The sequence below is a fragment of the Desulfosporosinus sp. BICA1-9 genome (genome assembly GCF_000802135.1).
Map to the genome: position 1 here is coordinate 1 of NZ_JUEE01000050.1, position 21628 is coordinate 21628.

The 21628-nt window shown below is 42.0% G+C and carries 20 protein-coding genes and 8 pseudogenes; 7 read left to right on the plus strand and 21 right to left on the minus strand.

What is annotated here, in order from left to right:
* Positions 1–365: type II toxin-antitoxin system HicB family antitoxin (locus JL57_RS06960; RefSeq protein ID WP_034141335.1), on the minus strand; the 365-nt coding region annotated here is incomplete at its 3' end.
* Positions 366–410: 45 nt separating this feature from the next.
* The gene (locus tag JL57_RS06965) at positions 411–593 is read right to left on the minus strand and encodes a type II toxin-antitoxin system HicA family toxin (RefSeq protein ID WP_034141336.1); all 183 of its coding nucleotides are present in this window, start codon (positions 591–593) and stop codon (positions 411–413) included.
* 399 nt (positions 594–992) lie between these two features.
* Between JL57_RS06965 and JL57_RS06970 the strand changes: the two genes are divergently transcribed.
* From JL57_RS06970 to JL57_RS33720, 3 genes and pseudogenes are all read left to right on the plus strand, one after another.
* Positions 993–1796 (plus strand): hypothetical protein, encoded by an 804-nt coding sequence (locus JL57_RS06970; RefSeq protein WP_034141337.1) that lies wholly within the window; start codon positions 993–995, stop codon positions 1794–1796.
* Positions 1797–1808: 12 nt separating this feature from the next.
* Positions 1809–2901: pseudogene (locus JL57_RS06975) on the plus strand (ATP-binding protein); the annotation flags it as partial.
* Positions 2902–3354: pseudogene (locus JL57_RS33720) on the plus strand (hypothetical protein); the annotation flags it as partial.
* On the opposite strand, the gene JL57_RS33725 reads toward JL57_RS33720, so the two are convergent.
* From JL57_RS33725 to JL57_RS06985, 3 genes and pseudogenes are all read right to left on the minus strand, one after another.
* Positions 3348–3614, minus strand: coding sequence for an SDR family NAD(P)-dependent oxidoreductase (locus JL57_RS33725; RefSeq protein WP_291299785.1), 267 nt, complete (start codon positions 3612–3614; stop codon positions 3348–3350). The pseudogene JL57_RS33720 and the gene JL57_RS33725 sit on opposite strands and share 7 nt — an antisense overlap.
* 107 nt (positions 3615–3721) lie before the next feature.
* Positions 3722–4564 (minus strand): aldo/keto reductase, encoded by an 843-nt coding sequence (locus tag JL57_RS06980; protein WP_034141338.1) that lies wholly within the window; start codon positions 4562–4564, stop codon positions 3722–3724.
* A 23-nt stretch (positions 4565–4587) separates the two neighbouring features.
* Positions 4588–5391, minus strand: a pseudogene (locus tag JL57_RS06985) (iron-containing alcohol dehydrogenase); the annotation flags it as partial.
* Between the two features lie 78 nt (positions 5392–5469).
* Here JL57_RS06985 and JL57_RS33730 point away from each other — a divergent pair.
* A complete protein-coding gene (locus tag JL57_RS33730; protein WP_291299786.1) occupies positions 5470–6129 on the plus strand; it encodes a LexA family transcriptional regulator in 660 nt (219 codons plus the stop codon).
* Here the strand turns inward: JL57_RS33730 and JL57_RS33735 are convergent.
* The 4 genes and pseudogenes from JL57_RS33735 to JL57_RS33745 form a co-directional block, all read right to left on the minus strand.
* Positions 6016–6426, minus strand: a pseudogene (locus JL57_RS33735) (VOC family protein). The gene JL57_RS33730 and the pseudogene JL57_RS33735 sit on opposite strands and share 114 nt — an antisense overlap.
* A 407-nt stretch (positions 6427–6833) precedes the next feature.
* Positions 6834–6971 (minus strand): hypothetical protein, encoded by a 138-nt coding sequence (locus tag JL57_RS33740; RefSeq protein WP_291299787.1) that lies wholly within the window; start codon positions 6969–6971, stop codon positions 6834–6836.
* 7 nt (positions 6972–6978) lie between these two features.
* Entirely contained in the window at positions 6979–7656 is a 678-nt protein-coding gene (locus tag JL57_RS06995; protein ID WP_291299788.1) for a sensor histidine kinase KdpD, read from the minus strand.
* 4 nt (positions 7657–7660) lie between these two features.
* Positions 7661–7762: pseudogene (locus JL57_RS33745) on the minus strand (helix-turn-helix domain-containing protein); the annotation flags it as partial.
* A 184-nt stretch (positions 7763–7946) separates the two neighbouring features.
* Between JL57_RS33745 and JL57_RS07000 the strand changes: the two are divergent.
* Complete coding sequence (locus JL57_RS07000) at positions 7947–8339, plus strand: pyridoxamine 5'-phosphate oxidase family protein (RefSeq protein ID WP_034141339.1); 393 nt, start codon at positions 7947–7949, stop codon at positions 8337–8339.
* A gap of 143 nt (positions 8340–8482) precedes the next feature.
* On the opposite strand, the gene JL57_RS07005 is transcribed toward JL57_RS07000, so the two are convergent.
* The 3 genes and pseudogenes from JL57_RS07005 to polC all read right to left on the minus strand — a co-directional run bounded on the left by JL57_RS07005 (position 8483) and on the right by polC (position 13654).
* Positions 8483–8971: a pyridoxamine 5'-phosphate oxidase family protein gene (locus JL57_RS07005; RefSeq protein WP_034141340.1), complete on the minus strand. Its 489-nt coding sequence runs from the start codon at positions 8969–8971 to the stop codon at positions 8483–8485.
* 92 nt (positions 8972–9063) lie between these two features.
* A pseudogene (locus JL57_RS07010) lies at positions 9064–9306 on the minus strand (QacE family quaternary ammonium compound efflux SMR transporter); the annotation flags it as partial.
* Position 9307: 1 nt separating this feature from the next.
* Positions 9308–13654 carry a DNA polymerase III subunit alpha gene (gene polC / locus JL57_RS07015; RefSeq protein WP_034141341.1) on the minus strand — a complete coding sequence of 1449 codons (4347 nt, stop codon included), beginning with the start codon at positions 13652–13654 and terminating at the stop codon, positions 9308–9310.
* Between the two features lie 217 nt (positions 13655–13871).
* Between polC and JL57_RS33750 the strand changes: the two genes are divergently transcribed.
* Positions 13872–14201: a hypothetical protein gene (locus JL57_RS33750; protein WP_291299789.1), complete on the plus strand. Its 330-nt coding sequence runs from the start codon at positions 13872–13874 to the stop codon at positions 14199–14201.
* Here JL57_RS33750 and JL57_RS07020 read toward each other — a convergent pair.
* From JL57_RS07020 to JL57_RS07035, 5 genes are all read right to left on the minus strand, one after another.
* Positions 14094–14468, minus strand: coding sequence for a PadR family transcriptional regulator (locus JL57_RS07020; RefSeq protein ID WP_045691095.1), 375 nt, complete (start codon positions 14466–14468; stop codon positions 14094–14096). The genes JL57_RS33750 and JL57_RS07020 overlap by 108 nt on opposite strands.
* The gene (locus JL57_RS33755) at positions 14465–14611 is read right to left on the minus strand and encodes a hypothetical protein (protein WP_291299790.1); all 147 of its coding nucleotides are present in this window, start codon (positions 14609–14611) and stop codon (positions 14465–14467) included. Before JL57_RS33755 ends, JL57_RS07020 begins: the two co-directional genes overlap by 4 nt.
* Positions 14612–14694: 83 nt before the next feature.
* Positions 14695–15540, minus strand: a complete 846-nt coding sequence (locus tag JL57_RS07025; protein ID WP_291299791.1) for an MFS transporter — start codon at positions 15538–15540, stop codon at positions 14695–14697.
* Between the two features lie 816 nt (positions 15541–16356).
* A complete protein-coding gene (locus JL57_RS07030) occupies positions 16357–17088 on the minus strand; it encodes a hypothetical protein (RefSeq protein ID WP_034141342.1) in 732 nt (243 codons plus the stop codon).
* Positions 17085–18629: a radical SAM/SPASM domain-containing protein gene (locus JL57_RS07035; protein ID WP_291299792.1), complete on the minus strand. Its 1545-nt coding sequence runs from the start codon at positions 18627–18629 to the stop codon at positions 17085–17087. Before JL57_RS07035 ends, JL57_RS07030 begins: the two co-directional genes overlap by 4 nt.
* Before the next feature lie 317 nt (positions 18630–18946).
* Here JL57_RS07035 and JL57_RS07045 point away from each other — a divergent pair, with 317 nt between their 5' ends.
* Positions 18947–19474 (plus strand): Uma2 family endonuclease, encoded by a 528-nt coding sequence (locus tag JL57_RS07045; protein WP_291299793.1) that lies wholly within the window; start codon positions 18947–18949, stop codon positions 19472–19474.
* A 62-nt stretch (positions 19475–19536) separates the two neighbouring features.
* On the opposite strand, the pseudogene JL57_RS33760 reads toward JL57_RS07045, so the two are convergent.
* The 4 genes and pseudogenes from JL57_RS33760 to JL57_RS07055 form a co-directional block, all read right to left on the minus strand.
* Positions 19537–19719: pseudogene (locus tag JL57_RS33760) on the minus strand (peptide-methionine (R)-S-oxide reductase); the annotation flags it as partial.
* Positions 19720–19766: 47 nt separating this feature from the next.
* Positions 19767–19934: an IS1096 element passenger TnpR family protein gene (locus JL57_RS36285; protein WP_366556991.1), complete on the minus strand. Its 168-nt coding sequence runs from the start codon at positions 19932–19934 to the stop codon at positions 19767–19769.
* A 478-nt stretch (positions 19935–20412) separates the two neighbouring features.
* On the minus strand, positions 20413–21087 hold the full coding sequence (locus tag JL57_RS07050) for an ATP-binding protein (RefSeq protein ID WP_291299794.1): 675 nt from the start codon (positions 21085–21087) through the stop codon (positions 20413–20415).
* A 152-nt stretch (positions 21088–21239) separates the two neighbouring features.
* Positions 21240–21628: pseudogene (locus tag JL57_RS07055) on the minus strand (preprotein translocase subunit SecA); the annotation flags it as partial.

Below are 21628 nucleotides of genomic sequence, written 5' to 3' on the forward strand. Positions count from 1 at the left end.
TGGGTAATCTGTGAAAAGTTCACTCCTTGTTTTTCAGCAAGTTCCTTTAACCAAGCCGGTAACGTTATATTTGTCTTTACGGACCGATTATCCATCTCATTCTTCACGACTTCTGGAAACACGGTAATAGGAGCAATTATAGATCCTACAGGAGTGTCCTCAAAAGGCGGCTGGGTAGGAGTTGGAATTATGTCCCCGTCTTTCTCCATACCCCAAAGATGTAGCCCCAAAGCTTCTTTTGCCATAGCCTGAGCGTGCTGAAAATCATCGCCCATTGAAATACAGCCCGGTAGATCTGGAAAATACACACCAAATGCCCCATGGGTAGACGGCTCAAAAATAGCAAAATAAGTTAATTTACGCAAGTTAATCACCTCTAAAAGATTAATTATTTAAGAGCAGGTGCGGGTTTATTTCAACCCCGCCTGCTTCCATATGCTGTTAACTGTACCTATTGGAATGTCGCCCTTGTGGTTCGGTAATGTTACCTTTCCTGATTTTGTTGGGTGTATTAGCTGGATATATGAGCCCTTAGTTTCTTTCTCTATCCAACCTTCCTGCTTCAGAATCTTTAGGACTTCCCGAACCGTCATTATGTTCTCCTCCTTTCAATGATATTATACGCATAATTTATGCGTATAATATATTATGGAGTATTTTTTATGAATAATCAAAACTGAAGTTTAGCAGGGTAATACCTCCCTTAATTCGAGTTGTTTATGGCCTTACCTAACATAAAGAGATTGCCGCTCTACGTTTTCGTATAAACGTTTTGCGACCACGCCCTTCAGACCGCAGCCAAAAAAAGAGCTTACGCATACCGATCCAGTCATTTGGGCTTCTTGTTGTATCAATTGTTAAGATGGGGTGGAGGCCTGCATTTATAGACCCTTTTGTTATCCGGTGTTATAATCAACTGTGTAAATCAACTTAGAAAATATATCAATTAACCGAAGTAATACTAAAAATAATCACAGAAGGAACGTAACCTTATGGAAAAAGCAAAGCTGATTGAAATGATCAAGAATAATCCTAATGCCATAGCCTATATAACTAATCCCACCGATGAGATCAAGTTATTGGCTGTAGGGAAAAATGGACTTACCTTAAAATATATTAATAATCCAACCAGAGAGATGCAAGAATTAGCTCTAAACAATAATGGCCGAGCGATTCAATTTATAGATGACCCTACAGAAGATATGATGATCAAAGCGCTCAATGATGGCTGGGTTAACTTAGAGTATCTTAAAAATCCCAGCGATGAGTTAATCAAATTAGCGATCAATCGAGCCGGCTGGGCTATTAAATATGTTAAGAATCCAAGTGAGGAATTGCAATTATTAGCCGTAAGAAAAAATTACGATTCAATAAAATTTATCGAAGAACCTTGCGCAAGTGTCCAGGAAGAGGCTGTAAACATCAGTTATGATGCCTTGAGATATATCAATTCTCCTACCCCTCAGGCCGAGCTTCTAGCGATCAAGAATAATGAAAACGCTATTACCTTTATCAATGATTTAGATCAACATAAAATCTTAGAATTTTTGAAAGTCAATAGTTTAGTGATTAACTATGTTATGAACCAAATCACTCAAGATGAATTAGAACACGTGTTAAAGGAAGCCTTAGCCAATGAAGAGGTTGAAGAAAGATATGTCAGAGATTTTTTAAATTGCAGTTACCTCAATCAAAACTGTGTCCTTATGCCCATGGACAAGCTCATGTTTATTTATAAATATGGCAGTAAAAAGGCCAAAAAAATAGCTGTCGATGAAAAGCTGAAGATGCTATAGGAGTGAGACACCATGAATTTTACGGACACCTTAAAAAGTGTTGACTTAGTACTATCGACGGGAGAAGTCCCCTTAATCGTTGGGGAAAGCGGAATCGGCAAAACAGCATTAGCCCAGGAAATTGCTCAAGAAAATCAGTGGAGTTTAATTGTGATTAATGGGAATCTCCTTAAAGAAGGTGAAATCGGCGGTCTACCAACCATCGAAGCTTATGCAGGCGTCAATAATCAAGAAGATCAGGTTGAAAAGAAAGCGACAGTATATGCTGTTCATCATAAGCTCAGGGAAATTGATGAAGAAATATCTCAAGGAAAAAACCGTCCTGTTATTTATCGACGAGATCAATCGCTGTGAACATACCGTCCAACAGGAACTTATGAATTTAATCTTAAATCGAGAAATCAATGGCTATAAGTTACCTGAAGGTGTAAAAATATTAGCCGCTATGAACCCTTCCAGTAAATATGGTTCGGATTTTGATTACCATGTCGTTGATATGGATGCCGCCCAAGAAAATCGGTTTGTCTGGTTATCGATGGAGCCTGATTATAATCAGTGGATAGATTGGGCCATAGAGGCCGGAATTGAGCAAAAGGTTGTCGAGTTTATCTCCACCTTCCCCGATTATTTGCATAAGATCAACGAAGACGATCTAAGAGCAACTCCCAGAAGCTATGAGCGAATTTCCAGCAGTTATAAAATGTATAAAGAGAAAAAAGATTCCATACCTCGCTCCGTGTTTTTAAATGTTATCAAAGGAAATGTCGGGCGATTAATCGCCGAAGAGTTTGTGAGCTTTGTGGAATCCGATCATCGTTCCCTCATATCCTATCAGGATGTTTTTTCAGGAAATTCTCTTCACGAATCGCTCAGAGAAAGAGTGAAAAACGAAAACCATACCAGGCTTTATCTATCCGCCAAGAATATTCTCAAAAGCTTAGAAGCAACTATCTTAAATGATCGTGATGATTCAAATTTTTATATGGAGAGGCTGATTGAGTTTTTGGAACTATATCCTGTCGATTTAAAGATAGGACTCATGAAGGATATTAAAAACAGTTATCCTAAAATATACAGACATGCCCTAGGGAATGAAGGGTTTATCGTTGTCGATAAAGTTAATCTCAGCCTTATGGAAGACATAGATAATTTCTACGGCTATTTTTTGATGCAAATGTCCAGAGAGATACGCTTTGATATCAGCAGCCCTACTGCTGTGAATTTTAAAGGGGCTAAGTATGTTATCTATTTTAATCCCATCATCTTCTTAAATCTTAATATCAAACAAATGGAAAGTACCATTAAACACGAAATACTCCATATAGTATCCCTGCATTTAATAAGGGCCAAAGAATTTAAGGCTAGTTACAGCACATTAGCTATCAATATGGCCATGAATATCGTCGTCAATACCTATTTAGATTATCTCCCCCCCTATTCTGTTACCTTAGAATGGGTAAATTTAAATTATTCGTTAAAACTCCTGCCCTTCAAACCTTTTGAATATTATCTAGAAGAGATCCAAACTTCCCTTGACTTGTTGGAAGCAGATCAGAATGCGGCCGATGAATGTGATACTGATGACTCCCATGTTGAAAGCACAGATGAGCTGTTGACCAGCTTATGAATTGCAGGAACATCTGTCAGATCTAAAATCTCGCAGGTGAAGGCGTTGGGATACTTCTTGATGAGACCGTTAACCTTGCTCTGGTTGCGGACGGTTCCGATGACCTTGTCACCCTTCTCAAGAAGCTGCCGACACAGTTCATAGCCGAAGCCGCTGCTGACACCGGTAATCAGCCATGTGCGATTTATCATAGTTTAATTCCTCCAAAAAAGTTATTTGTTAACCATGCGCATGTGCTCCGGAGAATACCGTTCCCCGAACACAGGTATTTTCGAGATAGACATATTACGCACCTCCCTTACTTTCCCAGACCTGTCAGAAACTCCACCGTCTGCGGATCATAGTGGGAGAAGAAAGCGCTTTCACTTTCGTCCAGCGCGGCAACTGCTTTCATGTCTTCGGCAGCCAGGGCAAAGTCAAATACATTGAAGTTTTCGATCATACGCTCCTTATGGGTGGATTTTGGAATCACCACCACATCGCTCTGAATCAGGAAGCGCAGAATCACCTGGGCCACCGACTTGCCGTATTTGTCACCAATGGCCTTGATGACCGGGTTGGTGAACATATCCTTCCGACCCTCAGCAAACGGTCCCCAGGACTCGTGCTGCACGCCATATTTCTTCATAATATCGTGCGCTGCTTTCTGCTGCTGGAAGGGATGGGTTTCCACCTGGTTGACCGCCGGGACAACCTCTTGAAACTGACAGAAATCAATCAGGCGGTCTGGATAGAAGTTGCTGACCCCGATGGCTCGGATTCTGCCGGCCTTGTAAGCCTCCGTCATAGCGCGGTAAGTGCCGTAGTAATCGTTGAACGGCTGGTGGATCAGCAACAGGTCGATATAATCGGTTTTCAGTTTCTTCAGCGAATCCGCAAGGGAAGCCTTGGCTTTTTCGTAGCCGCCGTTAGAAATCCAAACCTTGGTGGTTATAAACAGTTCCGCGCGCTGCACGCCGCATTTTTCAATGGCATTGCCGACGCCTTCCTCGTTGTTATAAGCCTGTGCGGTGTCGATGGAGCGATATCCCGCTGAAATGGCATCCAGTACGCAGCGCTCGCATTCAGCCGGATCGACCTGATAGACGCCATAGCCCAGAATCGGCATTTTGACGCCGTTATTTAAAGTAACATATTTCATATAAATCTCCACTCCTCCTTCGGTTACTTGTAGGACTTTTTATAGATGGCAACGCAGTCCTCGACGCTCAAAGCCACCCTGTCGCATTCAAACAGCCCGCCCATGGTGTCCTTGGCATTTTTCGCAAGAGTCTCAAATTCTTCCGGCTTTATGCCGTAGTCGGACATCTTCAAATCAGCCACGCCGCAGTCTTCCTGCAGCTTGGTCAGCATTGCTATGAAGTCCTCCGGTCTGCTTGTGTCTTCCTTGCCCATCGCTTTGGCCATGCGGATGAAACGCTCGTCACATACATGCTTGTCGATAAAGAAGGTGAAATAGGCCTTGCTCAGCATGATGAGTCCTGCCCCGTGAGGCAGATCCTGATGATAAGCGCTCATGGCATGCTCCAAAGAGTGTTGGCTGCTCGTTGCGCCGACGACCATCTCGATGCCGGAAAGATAATTGCCGAAGGCAACCTTTTCGCGTGCATCCAGATCGCTGCCGTCGTGCACTGCTTTTGCCAGATAGCGGCTTACATTTTCGATGGCGGTGATACCGACCATATCGCTCATCAGATTTGCATATTTGGAAATATAGCCTTCGGCACTGTGGAAGAAGGCATCGAAGCCCTGATAAGCCGTGAATTTCGGCGGTACGCTCATCATCAGTTCGGGATCGATGATCGCGATTTTCGGGAACAACTCGTCAATACCGCCGAAGCCGATCTTTTCGTGTGTCTCCGCATTGGTGATAACACCCCATGCATCCGTTTCGCTGCCGGTGCCTGCGGTGGTTGTGATGGCGATGATGGGCAGAGGCTTATTCTTGATCGGCAGGGCCTTGCCGGTTAATCTAACCTACTATTTATTATTCATGAAATCGGATATACTCGGAATAGAATATTTTCAGACTTTGGAGGGAATTATGTGGCACGCAGTAAGTATACAGAGGTTGAGCTTGGCATGATCGCGGACATTTCTGTCAACCTCAAACAGATCCTACACCTTAAAGGTGTTAGTCAAACCGATCTAAGCAATAAAACTAAATTACCAACAAGCACAATATCAGACTACGTGAATGGAAAAACATTAATTCCCCCTGGTAATCTACAAAAGATTGCCGACTCATTAAATGTCTTAAAGTCTGACATAAATTCATCATTTAAGAAAACTCAGTCATATAAGTCTATCCCCCTTATCGACAGAATCTGTGCTGGTGAAGGATTACTGGCTGAGCAGAATGTTGAGGGCTATATCCATTATCCATTCCAAGATAGTCGTCAACCAGACTATGCCTTGAGGGTGAAGCATGACAGCATGATCGGTGCCGGTATCGAGTCTGGAGATATTGTCTTCATGCGTTATGCGCAGTGGGCAGATTATAATGGTCAAATCGTGGCCGCACTCATCAACAATGATGAAGAGGGAACCCTGAAGCGTATAAAATGGTCGGAAGGATCACCACTAATAAAGTTAATGTCTGGAAATAGCAAGCATAAAGTTATTGAAGTTCTGCCAAATCAAGTGCGTGTATTCGGGGTTTATATGGGTCACTTCAGACCAGAAAATCATCAAGAAACCAGCTAAGGGCTGAGATATCATATTCATGTTAATTTTCCTTTCCAGATGTAAGCACTCCCAGAGGAGTACATCCGTTACTTGGGCTAATTTTGCAGCATTCTTAGTCTGCATCATCTCATTCATGACCGTGGGAACAATCTGCCATGAAAAGCCGTATTTGTCCTTCAACCAACCACATTGTTCTGCTTCAGGGACTGCAGATAACTTATCCCAATATTAGTCGATTTCTTCTTGAGTATCGCACATCACCATCAAGGAAATGGCCTCATTAAAGGTAAAGTTGTGCTCATGAGCGCTGTCCATCGCTGCAAAGATGGTAGAGAATAATTATTGACCATTTGCCAGTTATTAAAACAACAAATTTGGCTGCCTTTGCCCCATCTTACAGGGTCTCTATGAAGTCCAACCGAATCAAATGACATAGAAAACTAAAAAACCCACAATCGCTTGCGGGGTCTAAGTTTCTTATTGAGCTGATGGAACAACAACTGACAGCTCGTGAGCTAGTTGCATATTTTACAATCTATGGGTATAATATTAGAAAAGGACTGACGTGTTACAAGCACACCAGTCCAGCAGGTTGTCTAACCAAACGGTTAGCCCGGATTATAAGTTATAAGAAATAACCGCGATCCTTGCTAGAGGGCGGTTATTTCTTCTTTATGATCAAAACAATAAGTGTTGCAAATGCAATCATGAGATACATTGCCTCAACCATTGAGATCATCATACCACCCCCTTTCTAAAAGGGTGTGGCTAACCGTCCCTCGACAACCTGTTACTACAATTATAGCATAATCTTCCAGACCGAAAAGATAAACTTGTCCCTGACTATTCTCACGACTCACTGCCGCCTCATAAAACGAGGCGGCCTTTTTGCAATTCCCTAGCTATGCTCGTCACAATTCTGAATGGGCTAAGTAGCATGGGGATTAGTAGATGTTCAATGGATCGTGTGATAAGGTCTTGCACATTTACAGGCTCTTTCTTAAACTTAATTGTACCTGCATCAATCTTCGACAGCTTGAGTAGTGATGCCACAAGCCATTGAAGTCTTTCAAGCTGTGAACGAATATTTTGGGTAAATTCCACACGCTTATCCAGGGATAGGTTTTCATCACTGATCAGGTCTGTCATAACAGACATTGAGGTAATAGGCGTTTTAAGCTGATGTGAAATATCCGAGATTGAATCTGCTAGATAACGCTTGTCTTTTTTCAAGAGGCTTGCTTGCTCAGAGAGGGTTACGGTTACTTTATATAGTTCACTTTTAAGGATGCTAAGCTCGCCTTCATCATTATCTCTAATATCAAGGGAGTATTCGCCACCTGCAATTCGCTTTAGATATTCCGTTAGCTTTTCTATTTGCTGATATCTCCATCTCGTAAACATGAAGGATACTGCACCCATTAAAAGCAACGCTAATAAAGCAATGATCCCTGAGACGGGATTAAAAAAATAGCAGGCAACAAAACCTACTATTACAACTGCCGTCAAAAGTGTGATATATAGCTTGATTTCTTTATTTCGCAACAACTTAGCTGCCCCCTTTGTATCCGATTCCACGAACTGTTTTAATAATTGATGGGTTTTGACTATCATCCTCGATCTTTTCGCGCAGACGTTTAATATAGACCGACCATTTACCAGAAAGAACCTTCTGTGCAGTTGTATAAGGGCATATCCCAAATAAATCTTTCTCCAATTCCATAATCTCCTCCCGACAGTATCTAATTAGATACTATGTATCATAAATAATCGTACTTGTTATTTCAAGACTTTTATTGTAAATTTATTGTATAAATTGAAAGGAGATTTCTTTAATGCAAGAAGTTTTTGATTTCTTAAAGAAGTGCCAGACTTATTACTTAGCAACCGTCGATGGAGATCAGCCACGAGTTCGTCCCTTTGGAACTGTCAACATTTTTGAGGGTAAGCTTTATATTCAGACTGGTAAGGTAAAGGACGTTTCAAAACAAATGACAGCAAATCCCAAAATTGAAATTTGCGCATTTAATGGCCAAGAATGGATTCGTATCCAGGCCGTTGCAGTAGAGGATGACCGTGTTGAAGTAAAGGAGAGTATGCTTGAAAGCTATCCTACACTTCAGTCTCGGTACTCTGCAACAGATCCTAACACCCAGGTATTGTATTTGCAGGATGCAGTAGCTACGATAGCTACCTTTACAGGTGAACCTAAAATAATTAAGTTCTAATTTCCATTAAATAGCCACTTAAACATTACAAGCCGCCTGGCACTGTGATATGCTCCCAATTTTCCGTAGTAGGTTGGAATTATTTAACCTGTCTACCTTTATGGAAGCATACCAGTGAACGGCGGCTTGTTGTTTTCACATCTTTAATCACTTTTAGCGTTGACGTATTCAAGGGCTTCCTTGCCAGTTATGTGCTCGACGTCAATTGCAACCATATAAGATTGCGTACATCCGGATATTTCCTTATGCTTGGCTTCTTCAGGTTGATCTGCTGAATACTTTTCAACTAAAGCCTCAAAAGCTTCCAGCCTTTCATCACCTTCTACAATTCTAGCTTTACCAAAAGCAATAACGCTGCGAAAATAAGAAGTAAATTTTTCACTTACTATGGTATCTTCATCTATTACTGAAAAAGATACCTTTGGGTTCTTCGTCAATGCATCGATTTTATGTCCGGCTTTTGCTGAATGAAAATAGATTTTGTCATTCAAATAGACATAGCTAAGTGGAACTGCGTAAGGATAATCTTCATCACCTAAGCACGCCAGGACACCATTTGTGCATCTGTCCATTACAGCTACGGTGTCTTCCATTGATAATAATTGCTTACCTCTTCTCATTTTTCTAAACATTATTATTTCCTCGCTTTCATTGACTAACTTTCATCCCACTATGCTTTAGGGGAACTGGATTGCTCTTCTGCTGTGTGCGGATCGGAGAGAAACTATACAGAAGTAAGTTTTAACCCTATAATACCCACCAGTATCAAGCATAGAAATAAAATTCGCAAGATATTAGCGGGCTCATTGAAAAGGAAAATACCAATCAACACTACACCTAAAGCACCAATTCCTGTCCAAATAGCATATGCTGTGCCAATTGGGAGTGACTTAATAGCAAGTGACAATAAATAAAAGCTGACTACCATGCCTCCCAATGTAATCAAAGATGGGTATAATTTCGTGAATCTAAATCACATCAAAAAGACTCATCTGATCACTTTCCGGAATTCCTTTGAAGCAGCCAAATTTCCGAAGTGAATCGATGGTAGCATTCCCGATTTTAGCCCGTTTCTTGACATCCTCTATGGAGTTGAAGGGCTTTTCTTGGGCCGCGTTATATAGACCTTCGGCTGCCACCGTGCCCATGCCGGATATACTGTTGATGGGCGGCCTTAAGCCCTCCTCCTCGAGCAGAAATCTTGTGGCATGGGATTTGTATAAATCAATGGGCAGGAATTTAAAGCCCCTTTCATACATTTCCAAAACCAATTCCAAGTCATCGTACATATCCTTATCCTTAGGGGTAGCTTGGTTACCCAGCTCCTCAATTTCCTTCATTTTGGCCTTAACCTTTTCTTTGCCGAAGATCATAAATTCAGCCTCAAAGGCCTTTGCTCGAATGGTAAAGTAGGCTGCGTAATAAGCCTGGGGTATGTGCACCTTAAACCAGGCTATGCGGAAGGCCATCATGACATAGGCTGCAGCATGGGCTTTAGGAAACATGTATTTTATTTTACGGCAGGAATCGATATACCATTCCGGTACCTTATGCTCCCTCATCAAAGCTTCATATTCGGCCCATTTTTCAGGGTTCGATAAAGCCTTTCCTTTGCGCACCAGCTCCATGATCTTAAACGCCGTATCGGGCGGCAGGCCCTTACTTATCAAATACGTCATAATATCATCCCGGGTACACACGGCTTCACTTAGAGTCACGGTTCCCGCATCAATTAAGTCCTTGGCATTTCCCAGCCACACATCCGTACCATGAGAAAGTCCGGATATGCAGATTAAATCTGTGAAGGCTTTGGGCCTTGTATCTAGAAGCATTCCTCTGACAAACTTCGTGCCAAACTCAGGAATTCCAAAGGTTCCGACCTTAGAATTGATCTGCTCCGGGGTTACCTCTAAGGCTTCCGTGGAGGAGAAGATCGACATGGTCTCCTGATCATCCATGGGTATCGTTAGAGGATCCACTCCGGTGATATCCTGAAGCATTCGGATGACCGTCGGGTCGTCATGACCCAGGATATCCAGCTTTAAGAGGTTCGAATCAATGGAGTGATAATCGAAATGGGTGGTTATGATCTCCGAATTGGAGTCATCGGCAGGATGCTGGACGGGGCAAAATTCAAAGATTTCTCGTCCCTTCGGCACAACGATGATTCCTCCCGGGTGCTGCCCTGAGGTTCTTTTGATCCCGGTGCAGCCTTTGGAGACTCTCAGAGTTTCTGCCTTGTTTACGGTACGGCTTTTTTCCTCATAATACTTTTTCACGTAGCCGAAGGCTGTTTTTTCGGCGATAGTCCCGATGGTTCCGGCCTTAAAGGTTGTACCCTTGCCAAAGATGACCTCTGTATATTTATGGGCCTTGGCCTGATATTCTCCTGAGAAATTCAAGTCAATATCCGGCTCTTTATCCCCATTGAAGCCTAAGAAGGTCTCGAAGGGGATATCGATGCCATCCTTGGCCAGCTTTTCTCCGCAAACCGGACACACCTTATCCGGCAAGTCAAAGCCGATTTTAACCCCATAATCAGAGAAGTCAGAATACTGGCAGCTGGGACACCGGTAATGGGCCTGCAGGGCATTGACTTCCGTAATACCAGTCATATAGGCCACAACCGAGGAACCCACCGATCCTCGAGAGCCGACCAGATAGCCATCCTCATTGGATTTCCAGACCAGCTTTTGAGCAATGATATACATGACAGAGAAGCCATTTTTGATGATGGAATCCAGCTCTCTATCCAGCCTTTGCTGAACAATTTCCGGCAAGGGGTCTCCATAGAGGGCATGGGCCTTCTCATAGGTAATATCCTTAATCGTCTGCTCGCAGCCTTCAATATGAGGCGCGCACTTCTCCGCTGAAATAGGACTGATCGGCTGGCACATATCGGCCACCAGATTGGTGTTGGTTACCACCACCTCATAAGCCTTTGCCGCTCCTAAATAGGAAAACTCCTCCAGCATCTCCTCGGTGGTTTTTAAATATAAGGGGGCCTGATTATCGGCATCCTTAAAGCCTTGACCAGCTTCCAGGATTCGCCTGTAGATTTCATCTTCCGGATCCAGGAAGTGAACATCCCCGGTGGCGACGACAGGCTTGTTTAATTTTTTACCCAGAGCCACAATTTTGCGGTTGATTTCCTTTAAATAGTCTTTGTCGGGCACCTGCTCTGTTCTGACCAGATAATCGTTGTTCCCGAGAGGCTGGATTTCTAAATAATCGTAGCCCTCGGCAATGGCTTTAATTTCCTCAGCGGATTTTCCCAGTAAGATGGCCTGGTAAAGCTCACCTTCACTGCAGGCACTGCCCAGGATTAAACCTTCAGAGTACTTTTCATAAAGGCTCTTTAAGATCCGTGGTTTTTTATAAAAATAATCTAAGTGGGAATAGGAAACCAGCTTATATAAATTCTTTAATCCCACATAGTCCTTGGCTAAGATGATGGCATGATAGGTTTTAAGCTTCTTATACTCAGCCTTCTTTGCGTCTTCATCGGAGCCAAAGAGATCGATATCCTCAAGGGTTTCTGCTCCCCGTTGCTTAAGCTTTTCAAGCATAACCTTAAAAACTTTGACCGTGGTATCCACATCATCTAAGGCCCTGTGAGCTACCTCCACCTTAAAGCCCAAGTTCTTGGCGATTCTGCCTAATTTATAGGTTTTGTAATCCGGAAAGAGCTCCTTGGCCAAGGACAAGGTATCCAAATAGGTGTAATCAAAGTCACAGCCTAAGGCCTTAGCATTATGCTTTAAGAAACCCAGATCAAATTCAGCATTATGGGCCACCAAAACGCTTCCCTCTATAAATTCCAGCAGTTTAGGAAAGACCTGTTCTATGGTTTCTGCATCGTTTACCATATCATCAGTGATGTTGGTAACCTCTACCACCCTTGCTGGAATCGGCTTTTCAGGATTAACAAAGCAGCTGAACTGGTCGATAACCTTGCCATCTTTGAGTTTCATAATTCCTATTTCTGTGATTTTTTCCGTTACAGCTGAGAAGCCGGTGGTTTCCAAGTCCAACACGCAATAGGCAGTATCAATACTCTGGCCCTTGGCGTTGGTTACCGATGGCTTTTTATCCGGTGCCAAATAGGCTTCCACACCATAGATAACCTTCATGTTCGGATTATCTCGTCCTAAGAGCTTATGGGCCTCAGGAAAAGACTGCACTACGCCATGATCCGTAATGGCAATGGATTTCATACCCCAGCTCATAGCTCTTTTAATCAGATCCGTGGCACTGGTCATGGCATCCATCTGACTCATCTGGGTATGCATATGCAGCTCGACCCGCTTCTCCTCTGCCCTGTCCAGACGTTGAGCCTTCTTCCTGCCTGGTGTTTCTACAATGGTATTGGCAATAAGCTCAATTTCCCCGGAAAACTGGCTAAAGCCGGCATTTCCGGCCAGCTTGACCCCCTTAGCCTTTTTCAGCCTGGCTACTATCTCACCATCTTCACCGGGCTTGAGGAAGGCCTTACAGGTCATGGAACTCGTGCCGTCATATAAATCAAAGGAAATTAAGGTTTTTCCGCTTCTTAATTCCTTGGCTTCGATATTGGATAGTTCACCCTGGATAGCTATCCTGCCCTCATCCGGTGTAATGTCCGTAATTTTAATGACCTTGTCCTTGATAGTCGCGTTTCTGCCTAAGATCAAGGAAGGATCGCCTTTTTTGCCGTCCTTTTCTCCTTTAATTTCCGGCTTTATTGGCCCAGCTTCCTTAGGTAATTCAGAGGCATAATGGCTTGGTGTGGCAGCCGCTTCCTTTTGCAGAAGCAGAATTTCCATTTCTTGTGCATCTTCTTGCAGTCTCATTAATTCTTCACTGCTTACATTATCCACAAAATTGATTTGATAGGTGGCATCGTAGAGGTCTTTTATGGTCTCTTGGATTTTTTTATCGTAACCCCTCGCTTTTAATAAGTAGGAAACTGCCGTTTTAAACGTAAATTTGATCGAATGATTTTGTGCTATTTCATAGTCACAAGTTTTGAGCACTCCATTTAAGACCGGATGCTTATCGGCCATCAGTGACAAAATAGTTTTGAGTTCCTCTTCTAAGGGCTTTCTATGAGTTCCCTCACTGTAAACTACTGTGATGATTGAATCGTCTAAGGCTAATCGTTCCCTGATAAACTGATTTAGGGATTCAATTTCTCTTAGTTCAATATATTGATCAGAGCTGATTTTCATCTCCAGGGTTTTCGTACTTTTAGTTAAGACCACTGCTTGTACAATAGCAGTATTGAGGTTCCCCTCTGCTTCATAATCACTAAAAATTTCACTTATTTTTTTCATGTACTTCGTCAGTCTCTCCTAAGAATTTTTTCTGGTTAAAATAGACACGACTTAGGGTTAAATCGTGTCTTATCTAATCTTATCATCAATGACCGTCCACTGAAAAGGTAAATTTTTCAGAAGAAGGTCCACAAGAATCATCAGACTTTTATATGGCAAAATAAATGTGATAACATAATAACAAAAAGAAACTAAAGAAGCCGAAGGGAAATTTAAGATGACCAATCAAAATTCAGCCGACATCATTGCTAAATTCGATCAAGTTTATCCAGTATATTCCGATTTTGCAAATGTCACCGAAAACTTGTTAAAAGGAATACTTCAGCTTAAGGACATTAACGTTCACTCAATCACTTCCCGGTTAAAAAGCCGAGAAAGCTTAAAGAGAAAGGTAAATCGGGAAGATGATAAATACACAAAACTAGAAGACATCACCGATTTAGCCGGGATTAGGATTATATATTCCAGTTTGGATACTAATAAATCCTACTTTTTTCATCTCCGTTTCTTCATCCATCTTTTTCCTATTCTCTACAAGTTCATTTAACCTTTTAACTTCCTTCACAAATATTTCCCTGCCTATTTCTGTGAGCAAATATTCTTTTTTCTTTCTGGATTCTTTATCCTCACTGTATAAACTTATCCAACCTTTTGTAAGCATAGAGTTAATCGCGCCATACAAGGTCCCGGGGCCTAATACGACCCTACCGCCTGTCATTTCACTTATATCTTGAATTATTCCATATGTTTGGATTTGATGCAGTGAAAGAAAATAAGTCGGATAAGGACAAGAGAGGACGTTTTTGTTGGTCATACAGTTCCCAACAAAACGTCCTCTTCACTGTCTTTCTGCCAATGAAATAGCTCTTCATTGATGGAATACCGGAGTTCTGCTTCTCTGACGGCCGCCATCTCATCTAAAACTGCCTTGCGTCTCGCAAAGTACTCTTTTCTCACAAGCTCCAAACGCCAAACAGTAAAAAAATAATGTACTAATTTAGTCTTGATTGGTTCAAATGTTTGAAAAATTTGCGATTCTTTTAGTTTAAAATTTCCGCTTTAATCTCGGCTCTATTCCAACCTAAGAGCTTCACCATTCCAGATGCTACTAGCAGCATAAGAAACGAATAACCTGTCATTGATGCCTGAAAACTGACGTATGACGCAATTTTAGTTATTATTGGGGGACCGAAAAACATCCCGACACCCCAAAAGAGATAATATGCCCCCGAAATAGTACCCTTTAAAGAGTTGGGCACGATTTCATTCAAGAAGCCCATTGATGCAAGATAGAAAACGCCCATTCCCAAACTCGCGACCGTTAGTGGCAAGAAGATTAGCAGGCTACTTAAGAATGGAGTAATAATTATCCCAACAGCGGCGACAAGAAGTCCTATGATCATAAATGTATTCCAGCCAAATCTGTCCGATAATGAGCCGGTAATAACTTGTGAAAGGCTTATCGCCACATAGAATAATGAGAAGAATAATCCGATAGCCACTGCCATTGGAAATTTTACTGACAGCAATGCTGGGGCTAGCGCCCAAACCGGCGCTTCGCCGACCCCTTGCATAAACCGGGCGAAAAATATCAAGCCTGAACTTGTTGCAAAGAAAAACACCAATCCGGCCAAAAAACACAGCAAATATCCAATGATTAGAAACGGCCTGAAACCTAATTTATCCGACAAACTGCCGATAGGAACTTGGAATAGTATATAGGAAAAGGCGAAAGCCGAAGCCAGATATCCCACTGAATGCGAGTTTCCATCCAAAGACACGATTCGTTGTGGCAATATCACAACTATCATTCCTACTCCGACCATCATGAACAGCACAGCAAGGATTAATCCCCAAAGGGTTTTGTCCCGAAGCATAGTTATCATTCGTAAGCTCCTCCATTTTTAGCCCTTTCGGCCAAGGAGGAGGCCTGTGTTATGGTATAAGCAAGGCAATCCTTCCCCGCCTAAAAGAGATTGTACTTAGTATTGACGTCGCTTACAGGAGGCGGTGGCGGAAGCCTTTTTAACATTAAGGCAGCAATGGTTTTAAACTCAGATTCATAGTTTTTCGACATAAAAAATCTCCTTTCTTATATCTTTGTAGAACTTATAAAAAAGATATATGAATTATTTTCCTAATTAAATCCTAAACATTAACTCCCAGCAATGTAACGAGAGCCCCCTGCTCAAACTCAATGGACTTCCCCTGGGTGGACATTCTGGCGGCCCTGAGCATGCCAGTGAAAGAATTTATTGTAAACAGGAGCAATCAGATTAAATAGTCGAGCATGTTTTTCTAACTCTCCCAAAGTTATCCTTTCCTTTACTTAACAATAGCACTAAGCCAATATTCATTGATTCTCATTTGTTGTATCCCCAAAGGTTTAAGCAGTAATAAGTTTATCTTTTTTCAGTATGTGTTCAAGTATCCAGTTAAAGACAAGCTGGTTGTATATTTTACAATCTATGGGTATAATATAAGAAAAGGACTGACGTGTTGCAAGCACGCCAGCCCAGCAGATTGTCTAACCGAACGGTTAGCCCGAATTGAAGTTATAAGAAATAACCGCAGTCCTTGCTAGGGGCGGTTATTTCTTCTTTATGATCAAAACAACGAGTGTTGCGAATGCAATCATGAGATACATCGCCTCAACCATTGAGATCAAAATATATCAGCTAATGGTTATTATGTATCAACTGTCATTCGAGCATATTTGAGAATTGCTCTATGATGCTTTTTCCTTGAGATCTTTCAGGTGGCTTGGGTGGGATAATACTTTCATATTCGTCTTTTTCGTCATCGTCATCGTCATCGTCGTCATTTTCTTCATCTTCATCAGTTAAGTAACCATATCTTTCCCATACTGCATATAAAGCCCGGTAATCACCTTGCATTAATTGTTCCCTTATTTTGACTAACAGGTTAAGCAATTCATTTTCAGCGACAAATAAACTCTCTGTTTCCCCCTCATCTTCTTCACAGTCGTCATCATCGTCATAGTCGTCATATTTGTCATACGGATCATCGATATAGTACGAATCTAAGCGGCAATTAATCTCAATAATTGTCCGACCATCCTGTTCGTGTACATTGATGCCACAATCGTCCTCACCGTCAAATTCATACTTCTTTAACTCAGCTACCTGCCCCTTTGAAGAATTGAAGGCGATAGCGAACGTCCACCAATCATAAGACTCGCTGTACATAACATCATAATACTTTTCCATTAGCGCCTCCCAGCCGCCTGGAATATCATAGCCGTCTGCGTGATAAATAAAGCTTACTTCTCTGGCAGTCGGATTGGCTCGACTGGACAATGATGCAACCGCTTGCCGGTCCTTTTTGCTCAGCACTTTATCCACTGCCAGAAATTCATAGGAAGTAGAACTGTGGTCTGAGGTGAAACCCTTTTTTACACTGATAATTTTCATAACTGTTGTCCCCTTATTTCTTTTCTAAGCAACCATTTAGGATAAAATTCTTCCTCCAACCAGCCCTGGATTTGCTCAAAGGACGCATAAGGAAAGCCAGCATTTGTAAAACCGATGCTTTCCTGAATATCTAAAATTGTATCATAAAGATCTTCCTTACCATATTTTTTCAGCTTCGCGGGTGATAGGACAGGCTCAGGACAACCCGAATCGGCCCCTAAGGCATCATCGGCAAATACCCTGCACCCTCCGCAATGGATTTTAGCAGTACATTGACCACAGTCGCTATATTTGAAAGGCTTTTTGGTACGAAAACTCCTATATTTTTTTAAAACTTCACTGTTCATCCAGACGTGTTTTAAGTCATCCTCCAATATATTACCTGCAGAGAAGCCTTGTCCAACTAATTGGGAACAAGCATAAATTGAGCCATTTGGTGCTATTGACAAGATCCTATTCGCAGCAGTACATCCCCTGATCCCATGAGCCTCCGCTGTTTGAGGTGACAGTTTTCTTTCCAGAAACGCCAACCCGCAGTCCACCCTGAATTGGATATCTGGATAGGTATCCACAGTTTTAGAAAACTTCCGTTCAAATTCCAAAAGAGTGTACTCATCAGGTTTTTCCTTAAGCCAACGCTGAATGTCTCCAGGTGGTTTATATCGCAGCAGGGTTAACCTCTTAAATCCTACAGCTGCTAGCAAATCAATGATGTGCTCAAATTCGCTAAGCGTAGAGTTAGATAACATCAGATTAGCTCCAATATCAAGGCCGAGCTCACTGGTCATAGCAATGAGCTGGATTAGCTTTTCCTTTTCGTTTTCCGGCTGCGCCAGCAATTCCTCTTGCTTAATTCCGATCTGCAAGCTCTTAATATATTTTGCTAGTTCTCTAAGAGCAGCAGGTTCATGCTGATACCTGCCTGTTGTAACATGAACTACTAGTTTCCTTTCATGAGCCCTAGCAACAATGCTTAGAATATCTTCTCTCAACAAGGGCTCCCCACCGCCGATAGCCAATTGGAAAACCCTGGCGTCAGCTATCTTATCGATGATCGTCAAGGCCTCTATTGTATTAAGTTCAGTCGTAAAATCCTCACGATGTCGTCGTACATAGCAATCCGGACAATCCAATTCACATTTATAGGTAACTGCCCAATGGATAGTTTCCGGTGCGCTAATAAACTGGAGATCAGATCCAGCGATTCTGGTCTGATCCAAGAGGTTAGAACTCACATCGTAATCGTTATTGAGTCGGCCATTTGGCATAACTACCAACATTTTAAACTCAAGTAACTTTTCTATTATCCTAATAACCACTCTTCGATTAATGTGTTTATTATATACGATAAACCAAATCCTATCGAGATCATTAACATCTACTACGCCCATGGTTTGGATAAGTAAAATTAACAAATAGGCTCCCCTGTCAACATCCATCATAGTTCCTGTCCTAGTATTGAAAAGTATTCCACCGAAATATTCCTTTCTGCAGCGGACGCTATCGGAAAGGCTAATATATGGTGATCTCACGTTTCTCACGAAATTGTACCTCCACATCGATTACATTCACGATCATATTTGCAAATACACTGAACTTTTCTCTGTCAGTACTGTGGAAAATCTCCTGTTTCCTTGATACATTTGTACGTTTCAACAAGGGCTTTCCTTTGTTGCACGTTTTGCTGTAATCCAAACTCATATTCCCTTAACCAAAGCGCTTTTTCTCTGTAATTAGATAAATGCCTCAAAAGTACATAGAGCCCTATTTCATTATCAATGTCTTTATTGTTGCTCTTATAATGATTCTCATTCGCCTTTTAAAACCAATTGAACCATGGTATAATTTTACAAAGGGGGTGTTTTATTTGGAAGAAAAACCATTGGAATTCGAGTTTGAACGTTGGGAACGTATTGATAGTGTAATTTACGATATGACACCACCTCCCTCATCCCAACACCAAGCTATTGTCGGAAATTTATATGGTGAGTTTTATACTTATCTAAAGGGTAAACGGTGCAAGGCCTTTCCTGCACCTTTTGGGGTATGGTTGGATGATGAAAATGACAATTATGTTGAACCTGATATAACTGTGATATGTGATCAATCGAAGATACACCAAAAAGGCTGTGTCGGTGTTCCCGACCTTGTAGTGGAGGTCTTGAGTCCATCAACAGCGTTAAAAGACAAACGAGTCAAATTAAGACGCTACCGATTGTCAGGAGTCCGAGAATACTGGATAGTTGATCCATTGAATAAGATTGTGGAAGTTTATAAATTCTCCGAGAATGTATTTACTGAACCAGCAGTGTACGGGAAAGACGAAACAATAAACGATGGGTTATTTGATGACTTAGCAATTGACTTAGGGAACATATTTGACTAGGAACGAAAACTGATCCTTTATCTGATAAATCAGAATTCAGCAAGACAAGACTCCATAATACTTTAATCTACCAGCGACATAAATTGCCCATAATTTTGTTCTTTCATTTGCCCAAGGGGAATAAATCGTATCGAAGCACTGTTAATGCAGTACCTTTTTCCTCTTTTGTCTGCTGGACCGTCATCAAAAACATGTCCCAAGTGGGAATTACCAACTCTGTTGCGCACTTCAGTCCGAACCATGCCAAAGGTTGCATCTTATCAAGTCTGGTAAGGCGCTCACGTTTCCGGGGCTAATACCCATATCCGTACTGATCAGGCGCCTCACCCCGTTTACCAACAATCTTAGGTGTGAGAGGTAATGGCTTTTCCGAGCTTATTTCCTCCACTTCAACCTTAAACTCCCATTCATCACCATAATCGAAGAGGTAAAGAACAACTATGAAATTGAGCGGAGATATTTTGGCTAGTCAATCGTTTTAGTTCCCGTGGCCATCGCAAATCGTGAGACGTTACGATATACTGATGAGCTGAATATGTGTCAAAGACTACAGAGGCAAAACTTCTTTGGTGCTCTTGATCTAACGACGTCAGCGGTTCATCAATTAGGGTAAAGTCAAGCCAATCTCCGCTTGAGCTTTGGTTCCCGACCTTCGATAAAGCGAATACATAAGACCATAATAGAGCTCAGATTCGAGAGGAGTTTAGAAATGGGGCCGCTTCGATAAAATCAATGATAAGTTGGTGTCAGGCACTGGTCCCTGGTCCCCTGTTCATTAAAAGAGCCTTATGGGGCAGTTAAAAAGCTAAAGAATATTGTAATGAAAGATGATTCACTAAATATGAGTGATGTTAAAAGAGATGGATATTCAATGCAAGACCAGGAAAGGATGCAGGAAATCTAAAATATCAATGTTGATGACTGGTATGGTCGAGCAACTAGTGGGATACTTTCTTTTCGCGTGCAATAATGACTTTAAAGACATTCCCTTCGCGATCGTCTATCAATTCAATTGCCGGATAAGCACTAAGTGCTCTTCGGATCCCACTGCCAAGACCACGATAAGGTAGTATTCTTGTGGCAAAAGAAGCCAAAATGGGATTCCGAATATTTGAGATACCCTTCTTGATATTCTCCACCGAGAGATTATTGGGAAGATGACCGGGACTGATAATTTCGATGCGATCCGAAAAGATGAAGATTCGGATCGGAGCAGAAATGAGGTAATCCCTATGGATTAATGCGTTCACCAATAACTCTTCAAATACAATTTTAGGAATTTCTGGTTCTCCTAGTGAATTGACATCTTGCTGATGCTGGATGTAAGCAATGTTGCGTAACATAAAGTTGAGAGTTGACTGAAAAAGATCTGACAATTTTCCCTTTAAATCTGCGCTTTCAATGTAATGAGAGACGTCAATGTCTTTGCTCGGATAGGAAACGGCTTTGACGATGAATATGGGAAGTTTATAATAAGGTGCTTTAGAAAAAAGCAAAGCGGCGGCAAGGTTTAGGTTGCCTTCGCTTGCCAAACTATTGGTGATATTTGCTTTAAATTGATGTTGGCCGTCTTCATCCCTGGCGACGATTTTTAAGAGCTCTTCGCTATCCATAGGTTAGCACTCCTCCCAAACAAAGATAATCAAAGTAGCTGGTGACTGCAATATACGAAGTCATACGGACACCAAATTTCTCCAATTATGCATGTTTATCATAGCATGCTAAAGTGATATTCTCAAGCATTTACTTCATAACGTCCATCTGTGATATGGTTGGCCCTGACCTTGAGCGACGTATTAATGAAGTTCGTTTTCATCCTCTCATAGCCCTTGGCGGATGAGCTTTGTTGGAGCGATTCCAGCGAATCCTTCAGCTGCCTGGCCGTTTTATCGAGCTCCGCTTTGGACGTCTTGACGTTCTCCAATTGAACCTTCAGATTGGCAAGCTCCGTAGTCAGCTCGGTGATGATACCGCTTTGGTCTTCCACTGTCTTCTGGAGGTCCTCGTTCTCCTGCAGGGCCTGGTCTTTTTCCTGTAAGACCTGGTCTTTTTCTTGCCGGGTCTGCGTCCGTTCATTGACCGCTTGCCTGAGTTCCTGATTGGTCATTCGATATCCATATCGATGATGAATTGCGCCCGTTCCTCCTTTGGGAT